This is a genomic window from Oceanobacillus arenosus (assembly GCF_003369575.1).
GTDB lineage: Bacteria > Bacillota > Bacilli > Bacillales > Amphibacillaceae > Oceanobacillus > Oceanobacillus arenosus.
Genome location: NZ_PIOC01000032.1, coordinates 14,972 through 32,078, shown reverse-complemented (window position 1 = coordinate 32,078; position 17,107 = coordinate 14,972). Strand labels below are relative to the sequence as shown.

Here is a 17,107-nt window from a genome sequence, read left to right as displayed (position 1 = left end):
CATCATGTCGATGCTTACAATTATTGATTTTGGCAAGCGATTTACGATTCACCATCTAGGTAAAACACGCCAAGCAGTTGAACAAATTAACTTTTCCTTAGAAAAAGGAGAATTTATTGGGATTGTTGGCAAGAGTGGCAGTGGAAAATCAACCATTCTAAAGAGTATTTATCGTACCTACTTACCTGATACCGGCGGCATTTTTTATGATTCGGACCGATTTGGGAGAATTGATTTATGCCAAGCTTCCGAGCGGCAAGTCTTATATTTGCGAAAGCATGAAATTGGCTATGTATCACAGTTCCTAAATGTGATGCCGAGGACGACTTCTAGACAGCTTGTGGAGCAAGCATTGCTAGAAATGGGAGAATCAGAGGCAGTTGCAAGGCAAGAAGCGGAAAAGGCATTAACACATTTTGAGCTTGATCCTAAATTATGGGATACCTATCCAAATACCTTTTCCGGTGGGGAAAAATTGCGACTAAACATTGCCATGGCAACGGTGAAAAAGCCACGGCTATTATTGCTCGATGAACCAACAGCAAGCCTAGACCAGCAATCCAAATTAAAGGTTCGGGAAATCATTGAGAAACTAAAAGCGAATGGAACGACATTAGTAGGAATTTTTCATGATATCGAATTTATGGAAGGGCTTTGTGACAAGGTTTATGACATGAAGGAAAGACAGCTCGTTCATGAGGTGATTTCTAATGAAGGCTGATCTGCATGTGCATAGCAATTATTCTGATGGATCTAATACAGTAAAGGAGGTAATGAAACAAGCAAAGGATAATGGCGTTACGCATATAAGCTTTGTTGATCATGATACAGTTGCTAGTTTACCAGAAGCACAGCAGCATGGTTTGGAATATGGCATAACGGTAATTCCAGGTATTGAAATTTCTGCATATGATTTTAAACGAAATCGGAAGGTACATGTACTTGGATATAATCACCAGGGAGATGCCACAAACATTAAAGCAATTTGTGATCCGCTCCTTAAGCGACGTAATCAGCATTCCTTATGGCAAGTGGAGCAGATTAATGCTGCTGGATATCAATTAGATGCCGATGCAGTTATCGAAGCTGCAAAGCAAAGTAACACTGTTTATAAACAGCATATTATGAAATGTTTAACGGACGCAGCCTTCACATCGCCTGAGTATAAGCAGCTTTATATGAAGCTTTTTAAAGGGAGTGGTGCTGCTTCAGGTGACATTGCCTATGTTGATGTATTTGATGCAGTACGTGCAATTATTGCTGATGGAGGAGTCGCGGTTATCGCCCATCCTGGCCAACTCGATTCCTATGATCTTATTCCAGAGCTTGTCCAAGCAGGACTAGGTGGGATTGAACGCAATCATTTCGATCATGTAGTGGAAGATGTTCAAAAGGTAGAAGCATTAGCGAAGCAGTATGCTCTCATGATGACAGGTGGAACGGATTATCATGGTTCATTTGGGGAACCAATCGAGGTTGGAAGAATCATAAGCCCGATTAATCGATTGTTAGGATAATGTAAATTACCTTAAGTATTCGTGAAGATAACGTAAAAATGGACGATTTTCCAAGAAAATATGTTTCAATTAGACTAGTTCTTAGTAGAGAAAGGAATGGGGTGTTTTTTTCTCTAGGGATTGAAATCATGCTAGTTTCGTTTGCTACTCAGTACAGGGATTAACAGGAATACTATCATATTACAAAGTGAAAAGGGAGAGTCTACAATGAAAAAGAAATGGTCTTTATTTGTAATGCTAATCGTTTTTGCAGTTCTTCTTGCTGCATGTTCCGAAGATAGTGAAGGTGCTGGTGCAGCAGAAGTAGACGATGTTATTAATATCGTATGGTATCCAAATGAATCTGGTAATGATATGAAAGCTTCTCGAGATGAAATCGGCAGAGTTATCACGGAAGCTACTGGTAAGGAAGTAGAACACCAATTAACAACAGATTATGCAATTGCAATTGAAACATTAATTAATAATAATGCAGACTTAGCATTTATGGGTGCACAAGGATATATCGAAGCAAAAAACGGTAATGATGCAGTTACTCCTTTAGTAGTTCCATCTGGTGAGTCTGGTACATTAGACGATGCAATTTATTACAGCTGGTTAGCTGTTAATGTCGATGATCAGGATAATTATAAAGTAGATGGTGAGTTTTCACTTGATACCATTGCAGGTAAAAACTTCTCGTTCGTATCAAATAGCTCAACTTCAGGATTTGTTGTACCATCATCAAGTATTCTTGCTCATTTCAACGAACAAGAAGAATATGCTGATTTAGTTCAAGAAGATTTAATGGAGGGTGGTCCATTATTTGAACAAGTATTGTTCGGTGGATCTCACCAAGGTTCAGCAGTTAACTTATTAAATGGTAATGCAGATGTTGCAGCATTCTGTGATACTTGCGTAGAAAACTATGTAGATGTTGCAGAAGGTGATGTGAATACAGTTGGTGCGGTTTATAAAGTAAAAGACGATGCTGCTGAGCCGTTTAACACAGTAACAGGAAAAGAATTTACTTTAATGAGTGTAACACCAGTATTAAACGCACCATTTGCAGCGAACCTTGACGTATTAGGTCAAGAAGACTTTGATACATTAAAAGCATTATTTACTTCTGATGAAGTTGCTAATAATGAGAAGATCTTTGTTCCTGAAGATTCAGGAGAGCCAGGACTATTCTTCAAATCTGCTGATGAAAGATTTGTAGAAGCAGAAGATTCATGGTTTGATCCAATCCGTGAGCTTTCAAAATAAACCAGGGATTCCTTCATAACTGTAAACTTAGAGTATGCATGTACGAAACAGTGCATACTCTAATCTTTTTAGAGAATAAATGCTTCATTGGAAATTAAGTGTCTACTAATTAAGGAAAAAAGGAGCCAATTATCATGACATTGCTACAGGTTAAAGGCCTTGGGAAGTCTTATAATTCAGAGACGCAAGTATTGAAGAATGTTGATTTTGAAGTAAACGCTGGCGAATTTGTTTCCATTATTGGTCCATCAGGAGCGGGAAAGTCTACTTTATTACGTTGCATTAACCGTATGGTCGAAATAAATGAAGGCAAGGTTATTTTTGATAATGCAGATGTAGGCTCGTTAAAGAAGAAGGAATTACGTAAGCTTCGCACGAATATCGGGATGGTCTTCCAGCACTACAACCTTGTACCTCGATTAACCGTCATTGAAAATGTGCTGCATGGCAGATTTGGTTATAAGACAACGATGCAAGGAATCATGGGTAGATTTACAGAGGAGGAAAAGGAGCATGCATTTATGCTTCTTAAGAAACTAGGCATTGAAGACCACGCATATAAGCGCTGTGATCAGTTGAGTGGTGGTCAACAGCAACGGGTTGGTATTTGTCGCGCGCTTATTCAAGAGCCAAAGCTTGTACTCTGTGATGAGCCTATCGCATCGCTTGATCCAAATTCCTCGAAGGTCATTATGGATCATTTGAAGTCAATCACAACGGATATGGGGATTACTTGTTTAGTGAACCTACATCAAGTTGAGGTTGCACAGGATTATTCGGATCGAATTATAGGCCTCAGGAAGGGCGAAATTGTATTTGATGGGCCGAGTAAATTACTCCATGAAGATCAAATCAATCATATTTATGGAACGGAACTTAGAGAATTAATTACGGTATAAGGAGTAATGAAGGTGAACGAAAAAAAGATGCGAAAAAGCAGAATGCAGACGGTAGTCTTCCTACTTATCATCATTATCGTCACATATTTATCTGCTGCGATAACCGAGTTTAATTTTCTTGACGGATTAGCAACAATACCAAAAGCATTGGGATGGATGGCTGGTAATTTATTGATTACTGCAGAGACACTAGAAAGATTGCCAGCAATTATGGAAAAACTATTAGAAACAATTTTTATGTCAATTGCAGCAACAACCATTGCAGCAATTCTTTCTATTTTCTTAGGATTAATGGGATCGAAGACAACGAAGGTAAACAATATATTTAGTATTTTCGCTCGATTAATCGCCTCCATTTCAAGAAATATTCCCGTTGTCGCATGGTCACTCATTTTGTTAATTTCCTTTGGTCAAAATTCTGTTACAGGATTTCTCGCGTTATTTGTCGGTACGCTTGGATTCTTAACGAGGGCCTTTATTGAATCAATTGATGAAGCAAGCCAAGATGCTGTAGAAGCGCTACAAGCTACTGGTGCAACCTATTTTCAAATTGTGAATAAAGCCGTTATTCCTCAAAGCCTGCCGCAAATGCTGAGCTGGATTTTATTTATGATCGAGACCAATATTAGAAGTGCAACATTAGTAGGTATTCTAACTGGGACTGGAATTGGTTATACGTTCGACTTGTATTATAAGTCTTTAAATTATAATGCAGTTGCACTCGTTACGATTACAATTGTCATCGCCGTGCTTATTATTGATTCGATTTCTAACCGGATACGGAGGGTGATTTTATAATGGAAGCAGGAAGAACAAATGATTTGCCATATATAAAGCGGACGAAGGATGGTCGGATCAATATAAAATCTGGCAATAAAATTGATCTTGTTGTCAAATGGACACTAATCATTCTTTCAATACTAACGGTAATGGCCTTTTTCTTTTTTAATTACATTGGCTTGCAATGGGACCGGGCAATTCCGGAAACAGCCCATAATCTACGTGTGATGTTCCTTGAACCAGCCTTAAATCACTTTAGCTGGGGAGAAGCATTTTATCAAGTGGGGATAACGGTTGGTCTAGGAGTTCTTGCAACGGTTATTGGTGCGGTAATTGCATTATTCTTAGCACTTATGGCAGCAGAAAACCTATCAAGACCATGGATTTCGAAATCGATTCGTGCGGTTGTTGCCGTTATACGTGCAGTTCCAACCGTATTATGGGTGTTAATTTTTGCAATTGCTGCTGGTCTTGGAAGTGAAGCGGCCGTTCTTGGGATGTTATTTCACTCCACCGCATATTTAGTGAAGGCATTCTCTGAGGCGTTTGAAGAAGTTGATGCAGGAATCCTTGAAGCGCTTCGTGCAACAGGTGCAAACTGGTGGCACGTTGTAACACATGGCGTATTGCCATCAACATTTACCTACATTCTATCATGGGTATTCCTGCGCTTCGAGATTAACTTTGGTGTTGCTGTAGCGATGGGAGCGGCTGCAGGTGCAGGCGGAATCGGCTTTGAGTTATTCATGGCATCTGGATTCTACTTTGATCTACGTGAAGTTGGCTTCATTACGTATGCCATTCTAATTATCGCAGTGGTATTAGAAATTATCTCAACGCAATTGAAGAATCGCTACTTCCCAGCATCAACGAATAATTAAAAACATATATCGCATTATATTGAACCGCACTTTCAATCGTTGGATGTACATCTAGTGGTTGGAGGTGTTTTAATTAATTGAGGCCTTCTTATTTTCGAAAACCATATCCCTCTTTTTTCGATCTGTGACGCTAATATAAATAGTAAGGATAATACATATGAGAAGCACAGCATGGAATAAGGAATGTAACGTGTTAGGCGCTATTCCATTCATAATTGGCAGGAAGGAGTGTGTATCTCCAAACATCGTGTCGTATCTTTCCGCTCTTTCCTCTGCACCAATTCCAAAGAAGTATGGGACCCACCAGCTCATCAGTGCTCCAGCAAAAATACAAGATGGATGAATGATCAGCCAGAGCTTCGCCCAAATTGGATATCTTTTACCGACAAATAACAAAAGAAGTCCCATTAAGATTAAAATCTGTACAACGCCAATTAAGGTTACAACGATTAATTCACTAGTGGAGTTTTCTGCAGCAATCGCTTCGAGGTCATTTAATGGACCTAAAGGGACCCAGTCTTGTACCAACATGAACAGTAGGATAAAGCTATAACCAAATAATAATGCCTTCTCAGAAACGCGAATATCCCTCTTCAATTGTTTTCATCCTCTCAACTTGATTGCTAACTATTAAAGTCTCATTTCCTTATTCTAGCATAGAAACATTCATTGGAATTTAATTTTTTTGTAAATTCAATCTATTAAATGGAAATGTAGTCCATTCACTATAAATAATTTCCACCATGTTATAATAATTCTATACTGGGAAATTTCACGCACTATATAAGCAGTATGAGAAGTTGGCATTGGCATAAATGGCCATTCAAGCTTAACTTGGATCAAGGTTATGACGAAAAGTATTAATTTTTAGTTAAAAATTGAAAATATTGTAGACATCTATCTCTAGCATGTTAAACTTACTAGTAAGTGCTTACAAATAAAGGGGACTTTCCGATGAAGTTATGGATGAGAAAGATTATCGTAGCCCTGGTTACAGTTGCTACACTAGGCATATACATTCCAACAGAATTATTACAAGTCGATGCAGATGAGAGTAAGGATGGTATTGCGTCAGAGGCCGATGAGACAGCTTCGACCTCCATTGCTGAAGTAAGGGAAGAAGCGGAAGTTGATGATGCAATCAATACAGATTATCTCCATGATTCGGATTACTATTTTCATAATCTAATCGAAAAGGCGAAAGACCAAACGATTACAAAGTTTGGACCTAAAATCGCAGAACAGGTAGAGGATGACTTTACCGCGTTTATTTTACCGAATATTGAATTGGCATTACAGTCAATAGTAGCGGATGTCGATGAAGATGTATCCCGCTATTATGCAATTACCGAGCAACCATCAAAGGGATATGGAGAGAAAATCTTTCATGTTTACGATAATTTAAATGAACAAGATATTGCAAGATTCCATGTTCGCCGTGATAACCGTCCATTAGAAGGCCATTATTTTAACTTTCATTATCATTTAAGCGAGGATGGCTTCAAAGAGCATCATGAAATAGGCGAGATTTACTGGGACAAGAATACGCCACCGAAATGGATGGCATAAGTTGTTATTATAAATGGAAGAAATGAATCCCTTATCACTTGGGATTTTTTTCCATACCCGTACCGTCTTATGCATATATTTTCAAGTACTACTAGGGTTCTTCACATCAATGGATAAGGGAGAAGTGTAGAATGAAGTATGATGAAAAAGTGACCAATAGAATGAAGCGTATTGAAGGGCAAGTGAGAGGTGCCTTAAGAATGATGGGAGAGGAAAAGGCAGTCAAAGATGTGATCACACAGTTAACGGCAGCCAGAAATGCCTTAGATCGTACCGCCGCACTTATCGTCACCCAGAATTTAGAGCAAAGCATCCGTGATGAAGAAGGAAATGGGAAGAGTCCCGAAGATCATGTACAAGAAGCAGTTAATTTGCTAGTAAAAAGTAGATAGTTTATTTTAGTTATAAGTTAAATTTTATAGACATCTGCCTTTGTTACCCCGCAGTTGATATAAAGTGTGAACTAAAGAAAATTACTATTTGAAATCTAGACAGTTGTTGCTATTCACAAGAGTCTTTATTCCTAGAGTTAGTGGGTAAGTAATTCTTTTGTATCTTGATTCAGTCCTATCCCAGCGAAGTGTATTTCTGGAGCGAGCGGCTTGAGAGCCTCTGGCACTTAGAAGTTTACCTGGAAATTAAAATTAATAAAATATTACTGGAGGCTAGAAGTAATGCAAGAAATCACAGCAACAGAATTGGCAAAGAAATTAAATGATGGAGAATCATTACATATTATTGATGTTCGTGAAGATGAAGAAGTAGCACAAGGGAAAATCCCTGGAGCAACACATATTCCTTTAGGAGAGTTACCTGATCGATTAGATCAATTAAGTAAAGAGAAGCAATATTACATGGTATGTCGCTCTGGCGGAAGAAGCGGCAGAGCAAGTGCATTTCTAGAGGCAGAGGGCTATCATGTTATCAACATGGAAGGCGGCATGCTCGATTGGGAAGATGAAGTAGAGGTATAAATTGTAAATAAACCTTGAGGAGAACTGGATTGGCGGCTAGCCATCCAGTTCTTTTAATATATCCCAATCTTTTCATCATGAATAACAGACCCTGCTTAATATCCTCTTACCATTCTTCCAGGCTATTCTATTTCTAACGATACCTGTTATCTCATTATTGGTTAATTTGATTGACACAGGTATGGTTGATATGGTATTTAAAGTATAGGGATTAGCACTCAGGCCCTTAGAGTGCTAATGAAGAGTATCTTATTTAAAGGAGAGATAGCAGTGGCGAAGAAAGAGTTCCAAGCAGAATCAAAAAAACTATTAGATATGATGATTAATTCTATCTATACGCAACGTGAGGTATTCCTAAGAGAGCTTATCTCCAATGCAAGTGATGCAATCGACAAAATCTATTACCGAGCATTAACAGATGATAATTTAAGTTTTAATCAAGAGAGTTACTACATAAAAGTAGTTCCGAATAAAGAAGAACGCACCCTTAAAATCATTGATACTGGGATTGGGATGACGAAAGAGGATCTAGAAAGTAATCTAGGTGTAATTGCTAAGAGTGGTTCCCATACGTTTAAAAATGAAAATGAAGTAAAAGATGGCCATGATATTATCGGTCAGTTCGGTGTTGGTTTCTATGCAGCGTTCATGGTGTCCGATGTTGTATCCGTCGTAAGTAAATCAATCGATAGTGACGAGGCGTATAAGTGGGAATCTACAGGCTCTGATGGTTATACAATTGAACCTACGGAAAAAAGCGAAGTAGGAACAGAAATTACACTGAAAATTAAAGAGAGCACAGAAGATGACAACTATGATGAGTTTCTGGAAGAATACCGCTTGAAGCAAATCATTAAGAAGTATTCTGATTTCATTCGCTACCCAATCAAAATGGACGTAACAGAAAGTAAGCTTAAAGAAGGTTCTGAGAACGAATTTGAAGATGTAGTCGAAGAACAAACCGTCAACACGATGATTCCAATTTGGAAAAAGAATAAGAGTGAGCTTACGGATGAGGATTATGAGAACTTTTACAATGAAAAGCATTATGGTTTCGATAAGCCATTAAAACATATTCATCTAAGTGTTGATGGTACGGTTCGATATAATGCAATTCTGTTCATCCCAGAAAGCGCACCATATAATTATTATTCACGTGAATATGAAAAAGGTTTAGAATTATATTCTAGTGGCGTGTTAATCATGGAGAAGAGTCCTGAATTACTTCCAGATTATTTCAGCTTCGTTAAAGGGATGGTAGATTCAGAAGACTTATCACTTAATATTTCTAGAGAGATGCTGCAGCATGATAGACAGCTGCAAATTATCGCTAAAAACATTAGCAAGAAAATTAAGAGTCAATTGCTCAGCCTATTAAGAGACGATCGTGAAAGCTATGAGAAGTTCTATCAATCATTTGGTCAACAATTGAAATTCGGCTTATATAGCGACTATGGTCAACATAAAGAGGTATTGCAGGACTTAATTCTCTTCTATTCTTCTACAGAAAAGAAAATGGTAACCCTCGAGGAATACGTATCAAGAATGCCTGAAGAGCAGAAGTATATTTATTATGCTACTGGTGATTCTAATGAACGAATTGACAAGCTGCCACAAACAGAGGTTGTTGCAGATAAAGGCTATGAAATTTTATATTTCACAGAGGAAATCGATGAGTTTGCAATCAAAATGCTAATGAGCTATAAAGAAAAAGAATTTAAATCTGTTTCAAGTGGCGACTTAGGCATTGAAGATGAAGATAAGGAAGAAAAAGAAGAGGCAGCAACAGAAAACAAAGACCTTTTCGAGGAAATGAAAACTATTTTAGCTGATAAAGTGAAAGATGTACGAGCATCTAAACGATTAAAATCACATCCAGTTGTTATTACTGCTGATGGAGAAATATCAATCGAAATGGAGAAGGTCATCAATGCAATGCCAGATGATCAAAATATCAAGGCTGATAAAGTATTAGAAATTAACGTCAACCATGAAGTATTTGGTGCATTAAAAGATGCATTTGCAAATGATCAAGATAAATTGAAATTGTACACAAACCTATTATACAATCAAGCACTTCTTATTGAAGGACTGCCAATCAATGACCCAGTAGAATTTACGAATGATATTTGTAAAGTGATGGTTTGATAAGTAAGATAGGAAGAAAGTTGAGCTTGGATAGCATTTTGCTATCCAAGCTCTTTTTAATAGCTTAGGAAACTATAAAATTGGGTGCTGTGGATAACTTAATTACTGAGAATAGCCACGTCCAGCGCAAGCGCTTTTGTTCTGCTCTATTTCCGATACATCTTAAACTCCAAAAACAACGCATTATAATATGCTAAATTCCGCTTACCAAGGTTATCATACACTTCCAGTTTATCCGTTAATTCTGGTGATGGATAAAAGCGTTCATCATTCACCATGTCTTCTGGCATGTACTTTAATGCTTCTTTATTTGGTGTGGAATAACTAACATATTCTGTGTTCTGTGCAGCAACTTCAGCATCAAGCATGAAATTAATGAATTGATGTGCACCTTCGATATTCTTTGCTGTTTTAGGGATGACCATATTATCGAACCATAGATTGGATCCCTCTTCAGGGACAGAGTAATCTAGATCTTCATTCTCAAACATAATCTCTGATGCATCGCCTGACCAGACAAGTGCGACAGGTGCCTCGCCATTCATCATTAATAACTTATTCTCATCGCCAACAATCGCCTTGATGTTCGGTGTTAATGTATTTAACTTTTCCTTTGCTTCCTGTAAGTGATCTTTATTGATATCATTTAATGAATAGCCTAAACTATTTAAGCTCATCCCGATTACTTCGCGTGCGCTATCAACTAATAAGATGTCATTTTTTAATTCAGGATTCCAGAGATCATCCCAACTATTGAAATCCATATCTGGCAGCATCTTGGTATTAAAGACAATTCCGACAGTTCCCCAGAAGTATGGGACAGAGAATTTATTACCTGGATCAAAGGAGAGATCCATAAACCGTTCATCGATATTTTTTAAGTTTGGAAGCTTTGTACGATCCAATTCAATTAGTAGATCTTCTTCTATCATTTTTTGAATCATATATTCTGATGGTACAGCAACATCATAGGTTGTACCACCTTGCTTAATCTTCGTCATCATTGCTTCATTCGAATCAAAGGTTTCGTAAATAACGGTTATCCCTGTCTCGTCCTCGAATTGTTTAATAACTTCTTCGTCGATATAGTCGCCCCAGTTATAAACCGTAAGTGTGTTTGCACTAGAATACCCCGCAGATGCATTCAATCGATTGATTACAACCAAGCAAACAATCGAAACAACAAGGACGGCTAAAAATGCCCGAATAAGATTCTTCATCTTCTCAATCCTCCTACATTTTGGTTGCCGGCGCGTCTGCTAATGTAGTAATAAACAATAACTAAAACGACGGTAACTAAAAAGATAAGTGCTGACAAGGCGTTGATATTTAATGAAATACCTTGACGAGCTAAGGAATAGATTTCAACGGATAATGTGGAGAACCCATTTCCCGTCACGAAAAAGGTAACAGCGAAGTCATCCAACGAGTACGTCAATGCCATGAAGAATCCAGCAAAGATCCCGGGAGTAATATACGGCAAGATAACCTTTGTTAAAACATTCCAGCGACTTGCGCCTAGATCACGGGCAGCATCAATTAAGGATGGGCTCATTTCCGTTAATTTAGGTAAAACCATAATAACGACGATTGGAATACTAAACGCGATGTGTGATAACAATACAGAGTAAAACCCAAGCTTTACTCCTGCCATTGTAAATAAAATCAGAAATGAAGCACCGATAATTACATCAGGACTAACAATGAGTACATTGTTCAAGCCAAGTATCGTATTCTGATTTTTTCTCCGTTTCATCTCGCGGATTCCAATTGCACCAAGTACACCGATAATAGTAGAAATTAATGCAGACAACAAGGCAATTACAACGGTATTCAAGACGATAATCAGCAGTCTTGTATTTGAGAAAAGTTCCTTATACCAATCGAGTGTAAAGCCATCGAAGCCGCTCATCGTACCACCGCTATTAAAGGAGTAAAAGATTAAATAGAAAATAGGTGCATATAGAACGAAAAAGATAATGATCAAAAATAGATTTGCAAAGAGTGATGATTTTTTGCTCAACTTATGCACCTCGCTTCCGTATGCCGGTCAGAGAAATAATGACAAACATAATGATGATTAAGAAAACCGCAATTGTCGAGCCCATTCCCCAATCCTGTGTAACAAGAAAATGCTGTTCGATTGCTGTACCGAGCGTAATCACGCGGTTTCCAGCGATTAACCTTGTTAGCATGAACAAGGAAAGTGCTGGAATAAATACGACCTGACACCCAGATTTCACGCCATTGATTGTTAGTGGAAACACAACTCTAAGAAATGTTGCCCATTTAGATGCACCTAAATCATTTGCGGCATCCAGTAATGTTGGATTCAAGCTTTCTAAAGCATTAAAGATAGGTAGAATCATAAATGGAATAAAGATGTATACAGAAACAAACACAAAACTGAAATCCGTAAAAAGTATTTGTTGTGAGCCGACCCCAATAAATTCCAAAATATTATTTGCAGTACCATATGCGCCGAAAATACCAATAAATGCATATGCTTTTAGAAGCAAATTAATCCATGAGGGCACAATAATTAATAATAGCCAAAGCTGCTTATGCTTTGTCCTAGTCAAGAAAAGCGCGGTTGGATATGCAACCAAAAGAGAAATAGCTGTAATTAAAAATGCATACCAAAACGAACTGAACGTCATTTTTAAATAGGTCGACGTAAAGAAGTTCTGGTAATTAACAATGGAGAAGTTCCCCTCAATATCAAGAAAAGAATAGTAGACAACAAGGAGTATCGGCGCAATAACAAAGAAAATAATCCAAAGTGCATACGGAATCATATAGAGATTACGTGTTACTTTATTTTCCATCTGCTTCCCCCTCCGAGTATGAGTCTAGACGACGGTCAAAGTCTTCTTCTGTCTCATTGAAACGCATAACATGAACTGCCTCAGGGCCAAAATGCAGACCGATTTTATCGCCAACATTCGCCTTTTTCGTTGAATGGACGAGCCATTCATTTCCATCGTGATCGATACCCGTGATCTCATAGTGAACACCACGGAATAATTGTGAGGTTACTTCAATCTTCAGCATGCCGCTATCGAAAGAGGTAATTTCTAAATCCTCTGGGCGAATGACAATTTCAATTGGCTCGTTTGGATGCATCCCTTGGTCAACACATTCGAATCGCTTTCCACCGAATTCCACTAGAAAATCTTCTATCATTGTCCCTTTTACAATATTGGATTCGCCGATAAAATCAGCAACGAAGCGGTTAATTGGTTCATCATATATATCAATTGGGGTACCACTTTGCTGGATATTCCCCTTGTTAAGAACAAATATTTCATCAGACATTGCAAGGGCTTCTTCTTGATCATGCGTTACGAAGATAAAGGTAATCCCAAGTCGTCGTTGCAGGTCTCGTAATTCTCCTTGCATTTGATAACGTAATTTTAGGTCAAGTGCAGATAATGGTTCATCGAGTAGAATTACTTCTGGTTCATTGACAATGGCACGTGCAATGGCAACACGTTGTCTTTGACCACCAGACATATCATGTATTTCTCGTTGTTCATAACCAGGGAGGTTTACAAAGCTAAGTGCTTCTTTTACCTTTGCTTCTACTTCCGTGTTTTTCATTTTCTTGATCCGTAGGCCAAATGCAATATTCTCAAAGACATTTAGATGTGGAAAAAGTGCGTAATCTTGAAAGACCGTATTCACCTGGCGTTTATTGGCTGGGATATCATTTATCTTCTTATTATCAAAGTAAATGTCTCCTGAAGTGGCTTCCGTAAAGCCAGCGATTAATCGCAAAATCGTCGTCTTTCCACAGCCTGACGGGCCAAGCAGGGTGTAAAACTTTCCCCGTTCAATCTCAAAACTTACATTGTCCAGCACAACTGGATCATTATCGTATTGCTTTGTCACGTTATTAAACTGAATTATCGTGTTTGTCATCGCAGTACCTCCCCCATGGTTAATTGGATTATTTAGTAGGTAAGAAAGTATAACGATTTTCTTACTACATAAGTGCAACTAAAGCTGTCACCGAAAGGCTTGGTGACAACCAAGTTTTCTAAAGTGAATCCTAACTATATTTGCAGCTAAAAGTTAATTATTTCTAACAACTTTCGTGCATGTCGAAATAATTATACACGAATTGTTTTAAAATGGTATTACTTTTTCTATAAGTTCTAGTTAATAGTTTATCCATGATTGTAATATGAATCAATCCGAATATTATGGCTGTCTTTGGGTTAATATAAAAAGACATTTTCTTATTGTCTGTAGTAATTTATATAAACTGCTGATAACTTTAATTCAGAATTTCTTTGCCGAGGTCCGCAGCCCCCATACACCGAAGACTCCTGCGGGAACAGCACGAGTCCGAAGACCCCGCAGGAAGTGCTTTTCTTCCGAGGAGGCTGAGGCCGTGCCCGTGCCCGCGGAAAGCAGCCGCCCGTAGCGAACTCGGACGGCGGATTAGCACATACTATTTGTAATTTAGTTAGTCCGCACTTTACATCAATTATTCACTAATTATTACTACTAAAATGAAAATCATCTATTAGAATACATTCTTAAAAAATAAAAAATACCCTATTTTTCCCATAAACCTGCCACAATTGTTTGATATTGTATAATTATCAGGTAGAAATAAAAGGTGACGCGGTGTCACTTTAAATGTTGACAAGTGACACGGTGTCATATATTATAGAAATATAGCAATATGACACTGTGTCACTTCAGAAGAATATGGAGGAAGGGCATTGCCGAAACAAACTTTTTTTAACCTACCTGAGAGTAAAAGGTACAATTTAATAGTGGCAGCAGAGAAGGAATTTGCAAGAGCCCCTTTATCTGAGGCATCAATTGCGAACATTGTAAAAGAGGCCTGTATTGCAAGAGGGAGCTTTTATCAATATTTTGAGGACAAAGAGGATGCTTATTTTTTCTTGCTGAATCAACAAATAAAAGAAAGAAACGCACGGTTTATTTCCATCTTAAAGGAGAATAATGGAGACATTATCGATGCAATAACAGAAATGTACCATAAATTACTTATTGAGATTCCCGACGAGAATGAACGAGACTTCTTTAAGAATGCCCTATTGAGCGTCACACATAAAGTGGAAAATTCCTTTACCTCGTTATTCGAAGGAAATCATAGTAGTGAACAAATGAGGGAAGTCACAAATTTAATAAACAAAGAGTGCTTAAACGTATCAGATGATAAGGAAGTATTTCACATTATAAAGATTGTTACAGCTGTAGCCTTTCGCAATTTTGTTGAGAAATTTTCTGGCGAATTATCAGATGAAGAAGCAATTGAAATTTTTAGAATGGAAATGAATTTATTGAAAAATGGGCTTTATAAGAAAAAGTGAAACCATCCAAGCATAATAAATGTATAACTAAGGTCTTCAAAAAATATATAGAATGGGGTTTGATAGATAAATGACAGTTACAATTTATGGAGCAGCGTGCTCATCTACCCGTAAAGCGAAGCAATGGTTTACAAAGCATGGAGTCAAATATGTTGAAAGAAACATTATTAAAGAGCCGTTAACTGTCAGTGAGCTTCAAGGAATACTTCGAATGACAGTTGATGGGACAGATGAAATTATTTCAACGAGATCAAAGGTTTATAAGGATCTTGATTTAGACATTGAAACATTACCATTACAAGAACTACTTGAATTGATTCATGAGCATCCAAGATTATTACGTAGTCCAATTATGGTTGATGTAAAACGATTACAGGTTGGATACCATGAAGAAGATATTCGTCAATTCCTTCCTCGAAAGACCCGTGAATATCAGTGGTTACAATGGCGCTTGAATCGATTGCAACTTGCGGAAGGTTAAGAATACCAATGATGTATCGTTTACATAGTAAGCGAAACAATATTCCTTCATCGCTAAGTACCAATTAACTCGGAGGGGTTAGATGTATCTAATTGCCCAGCAGCAATATGTCAAGGTCGAGCGAATAGTAAGCAGTATCAGCCAAGTTGATACAGAACATCAGCGGACAATGTATTTATTTAATGAAAAACTTGTCACCAAACACCGTGAGTTTCCGATTCAGGATATTCATGATTTGTCCTATCGACCAATCGGTGGTGAAGGGGGACTCCTCTATGTGCACACTACAAATGGGGTATACGCTTATACTGTAAAATCATCTCCCCTTCCATTTTTAAATGCTTTTAAGAAATATGTTAAAAAGTAAGCTAAATTCATATTTACCTCAGAGTAAATCAAAGGATACTGTCGATTATTAGACAGTATCCTTTGTTGCTATTTAGGCATAGTGCGATAAAGACGACCGCATGAAAGTCCCAATATCGTCTAAACAGCATAAGCTATGTTAGGCGGTATGAAGGAGTGTTAATAAATGGGATTGTATATAAACCGACATATAGATGGTGAGATTTATAAGAATGATAGTGTTATTCAAGCGCCGAATCAGGATTTTTTTATAAAAAACCATATGGCAGAAATGATTCATCAGCAACAACAAGTGAATGCTTCCTTACATGATTCATTCCAGGGGCTGAAGCAAGTTTATGAAATGCAGGAAAACCAGCAAACATCAAGATGGATGGAAATTGGCAATAAATTACATGAACTACAAGGCATGAATGAGAAGTATACGGAGTTAGAACAACATGTCCTGCTGCTATTGGAGAAATTAGAAGCAGGTAATGATGGATTGAAAAAGCTGTTTGAGAATCATCAGCTTTCCGAAGAACAATTCAACACGCAATTACAGGATATAACCGCGTCTTATGGTGAAATTGGCGAGAAGCTAGCGCAATACGGTGTAGCAAATGAACAGATTTCATTAAAAATGGATGAGCAAATGAAACTGCAGCAAGAGCTGACAGAAAAAGTGTCGGCACAAGATGATACCCAACAGAAGATGTTGAGTCGTCTTGATAATCAAGAGGCATTAACAGAGAAAATATCCAGACAGCTCAGCCATTTCCGTTCTGTACTTTATGAACGAACTACTTTTCTTTCGGAAAAAATTGAACAGACTTCTGCATATGTGATGAATTTATTAACAGGATCAGATCAACTGACGAAAAGGTTCATCATGCTTGAAAAGGAAAAAG

At 37.8% G+C, this 17,107-nt stretch carries 19 protein-coding genes; 14 read left to right on the top strand and 5 right to left on the bottom strand.

Annotation, left to right across the window (positions count from 1 at the left end):
* The first annotated feature begins 4 nt into the window (after positions 1–4).
* The 6 genes from phnL (at position 5) to CWR48_RS18680 (ending at position 5,325) form a co-directional block, all read left to right on the top strand.
* On the top strand, positions 5–721 hold the full coding sequence (phnL, locus tag CWR48_RS18705) for a phosphonate C-P lyase system protein PhnL (protein ID WP_115774810.1): 717 nt from the start codon (positions 5–7) through the stop codon (positions 719–721).
* The gene (locus tag CWR48_RS18700) at positions 711–1,517 is read left to right on the top strand and encodes a PHP domain-containing protein (protein ID WP_115774809.1); all 807 of its coding nucleotides are present in this window, start codon (positions 711–713) and stop codon (positions 1,515–1,517) included. The genes phnL and CWR48_RS18700 overlap by 11 nt, the downstream gene beginning before the upstream one ends.
* A 207-nt stretch (positions 1,518–1,724) precedes the next feature.
* Entirely contained in the window at positions 1,725–2,765 is a 1,041-nt protein-coding gene (locus tag CWR48_RS18695) for a PhnD/SsuA/transferrin family substrate-binding protein (protein ID WP_115774808.1), read from the top strand.
* Between the two features lie 134 nt (positions 2,766–2,899).
* Positions 2,900–3,664: a phosphonate ABC transporter ATP-binding protein gene (phnC, locus tag CWR48_RS18690; RefSeq protein WP_115774807.1), complete on the top strand. Its 765-nt coding sequence runs from the start codon at positions 2,900–2,902 to the stop codon at positions 3,662–3,664.
* Between the two features lie 12 nt (positions 3,665–3,676).
* The gene (gene phnE / locus CWR48_RS18685; protein WP_115774806.1) at positions 3,677–4,462 is read left to right on the top strand and encodes a phosphonate ABC transporter, permease protein PhnE; all 786 of its coding nucleotides are present in this window, start codon (positions 3,677–3,679) and stop codon (positions 4,460–4,462) included.
* A complete protein-coding gene (locus CWR48_RS18680; RefSeq protein WP_115774805.1) occupies positions 4,462–5,325 on the top strand; it encodes a phosphate/phosphonate ABC transporter permease in 864 nt (287 codons plus the stop codon). The genes phnE and CWR48_RS18680 overlap by 1 nt, the downstream gene beginning before the upstream one ends.
* A 69-nt stretch (positions 5,326–5,394) precedes the next feature.
* Here the strand turns inward: CWR48_RS18680 and CWR48_RS18675 are convergent, their stop codons facing one another.
* On the bottom strand, positions 5,395–5,922 hold the full coding sequence (locus tag CWR48_RS18675; protein ID WP_115774804.1) for a hypothetical protein: 528 nt from the start codon (positions 5,920–5,922) through the stop codon (positions 5,395–5,397).
* Between the two features lie 357 nt (positions 5,923–6,279).
* Between CWR48_RS18675 and CWR48_RS18670 the strand changes: the two genes are divergently transcribed.
* From CWR48_RS18670 to htpG, 4 genes are all read left to right on the top strand, one after another.
* Positions 6,280–6,894 carry a YpjP family protein gene (locus tag CWR48_RS18670; RefSeq protein ID WP_115774803.1) on the top strand — a complete coding sequence of 205 codons (615 nt, stop codon included), beginning with the start codon at positions 6,280–6,282 and terminating at the stop codon, positions 6,892–6,894.
* A gap of 131 nt (positions 6,895–7,025) precedes the next feature.
* Positions 7,026–7,286 carry a metal-sensitive transcriptional regulator gene (locus CWR48_RS18665; protein ID WP_115774802.1) on the top strand — a complete coding sequence of 87 codons (261 nt, stop codon included), beginning with the start codon at positions 7,026–7,028 and terminating at the stop codon, positions 7,284–7,286.
* Positions 7,287–7,568: 282 nt separating this feature from the next.
* Positions 7,569–7,868 carry a rhodanese-like domain-containing protein gene (locus tag CWR48_RS18660; protein WP_115774801.1) on the top strand — a complete coding sequence of 100 codons (300 nt, stop codon included), beginning with the start codon at positions 7,569–7,571 and terminating at the stop codon, positions 7,866–7,868.
* A 270-nt stretch (positions 7,869–8,138) separates the two neighbouring features.
* Positions 8,139–10,016: a molecular chaperone HtpG gene (gene htpG, locus CWR48_RS18655; RefSeq protein ID WP_115774800.1), complete on the top strand. Its 1,878-nt coding sequence runs from the start codon at positions 8,139–8,141 to the stop codon at positions 10,014–10,016.
* A gap of 146 nt (positions 10,017–10,162) precedes the next feature.
* On the opposite strand, the gene CWR48_RS18650 is transcribed toward htpG, so the two are convergent.
* The 4 genes from CWR48_RS18650 to CWR48_RS18635 are packed head-to-tail and all read right to left on the bottom strand — an operon-like array spanning position 10,163 to position 13,940.
* On the bottom strand, positions 10,163–11,236 hold the full coding sequence (locus CWR48_RS18650) for an ABC transporter substrate-binding protein (protein ID WP_115774799.1): 1,074 nt from the start codon (positions 11,234–11,236) through the stop codon (positions 10,163–10,165).
* Positions 11,233–12,039: an ABC transporter permease gene (locus tag CWR48_RS18645; protein ID WP_115774798.1), complete on the bottom strand. Its 807-nt coding sequence runs from the start codon at positions 12,037–12,039 to the stop codon at positions 11,233–11,235. The genes CWR48_RS18650 and CWR48_RS18645 overlap by 4 nt, the downstream gene beginning before the upstream one ends.
* Before the next feature lies 1 nt (position 12,040).
* Positions 12,041–12,844, bottom strand: coding sequence for an ABC transporter permease (locus CWR48_RS18640; protein ID WP_115774797.1), 804 nt, complete (start codon positions 12,842–12,844; stop codon positions 12,041–12,043).
* Positions 12,834–13,940 (bottom strand): ABC transporter ATP-binding protein, encoded by a 1,107-nt coding sequence (locus CWR48_RS18635; protein WP_115774796.1) that lies wholly within the window; start codon positions 13,938–13,940, stop codon positions 12,834–12,836. Before CWR48_RS18635 ends, CWR48_RS18640 begins: the two co-directional genes overlap by 11 nt.
* Positions 13,941–14,752: 812 nt before the next feature.
* Here CWR48_RS18635 and CWR48_RS18630 point away from each other — a divergent pair.
* The 4 genes from CWR48_RS18630 to CWR48_RS20550 form a co-directional block, all read left to right on the top strand.
* A complete protein-coding gene (locus CWR48_RS18630; protein WP_115774795.1) occupies positions 14,753–15,370 on the top strand; it encodes a TetR/AcrR family transcriptional regulator in 618 nt (205 codons plus the stop codon).
* A gap of 70 nt (positions 15,371–15,440) precedes the next feature.
* Positions 15,441–15,851, top strand: a complete 411-nt coding sequence (gene spx / locus CWR48_RS18625; protein ID WP_115774794.1) for a transcriptional regulator Spx — start codon at positions 15,441–15,443, stop codon at positions 15,849–15,851.
* Positions 15,852–15,933: 82 nt separating this feature from the next.
* Positions 15,934–16,218, top strand: coding sequence for a hypothetical protein (locus CWR48_RS18620; protein ID WP_115774793.1), 285 nt, complete (start codon positions 15,934–15,936; stop codon positions 16,216–16,218).
* A gap of 165 nt (positions 16,219–16,383) precedes the next feature.
* The coding region (locus tag CWR48_RS20550; protein ID WP_115774792.1) for a hypothetical protein at positions 16,384–17,107 on the top strand (724 nt) is incomplete at its 3' end.